This is a genomic window from Gilliamella sp. B3892 (genome assembly GCF_026536305.1).
Classification (GTDB): Bacteria; Pseudomonadota; Gammaproteobacteria; order Enterobacterales; family Orbaceae; genus Gilliamella.
In genome coordinates this window covers 1-728 of the sequence record NZ_JAFNOK010000040.1, presented here as the reverse complement: position 1 = coordinate 728, position 728 = coordinate 1, and the positions used below count along the sequence as shown (strand labels likewise).

Sequence of the window (728 nt, the reverse complement as noted above, 5' to 3'; positions counted from 1 at the left end):
AAGAACTTGATGAGCGTATTAAACAAATAGAAGCAGTTTAGTCAGTCACTAGAACGGCTTTTTAATATTAACAGGAGACCAAAATATTAACTGATGTAACAGAATTCATCCAAGATTTGGATGTTGGTAATTTCAATGAAAAAATGGAGTGATTACATGATTACACATAAAGAATGGAAAAAACTGAAAGTTGGGGATTTATTATACATTGCTAACACACCATCGCCCCACATCAAAACAGCAAAAATTAACGAGATCAATGATAATTGCATTACCATTTTCGATGGTAATGGCTGTACCCGTTGGATTTACCCACCACACGTTATGAATTATTTTTGTAAAAAAAATGATGCTATAAAGTATTTGATGTTAGTTGTAAAACATAAAATTAAAAAACAACAAGAGATATTGCTGAAGCTACAAAACCAATTGGAGAAAGAAAATGACTAGATTAAATTGGCTAAGGAGTGATTATGATTACGCTAACGATTGAAGAAAATAAAGGTGATATTAAATTTAAAGTGGATGGAATTAACACATCTACTGATGACGAAAAAACTGTGTTATCAATAATACTATCTTCATTGGATAATGAATTTGAGATAGATAAAAGATCAATAAAAATGGACAAAATAGAGCAATTGGAGAAAGAAAATGGCAAATAGAGGAATCAATAAAGTGATTCTAGTTGGTAACTTAGGGCAAGATCCCGAAATTCGCTATATGTC

Annotated in this window: 2 protein-coding genes and 1 pseudogene; all 3 read left to right on the top strand. The window is 30.9% G+C overall.

The genetic code is table 11. The annotated features are described in order from the left end of the window. Positions 1-135 precede the first annotated feature (135 nt). Positions 136-450, top strand: a complete 315-nt coding sequence (locus tag J3U74_RS12415; RefSeq protein ID WP_267328862.1) for a hypothetical protein — start codon at positions 136-138, stop codon at positions 448-450. 23 nt (positions 451-473) lie between these two features. Beyond that, positions 474-665: a hypothetical protein gene (locus J3U74_RS12410; RefSeq protein WP_267328863.1), complete on the top strand. Its 192-nt coding sequence runs from the start codon at positions 474-476 to the stop codon at positions 663-665. Further along, positions 655-728: pseudogene (locus J3U74_RS12405) on the top strand (single-stranded DNA-binding protein); the annotation flags it as partial. The gene J3U74_RS12410 and the pseudogene J3U74_RS12405, both read left to right, overlap by 11 nt.

Coding starts and splice junctions, on each gene's coding strand:
- J3U74_RS12415 (WP_267328862.1), top strand. CDS start 136: ATGAAAAAATGGAGTGATTACATGATTACACATAAAGAATGGAAAAAA.
- J3U74_RS12410 (WP_267328863.1), top strand. CDS start 474: ATGATTACGCTAACGATTGAAGAAAATAAAGGTGATATTAAATTTAAA.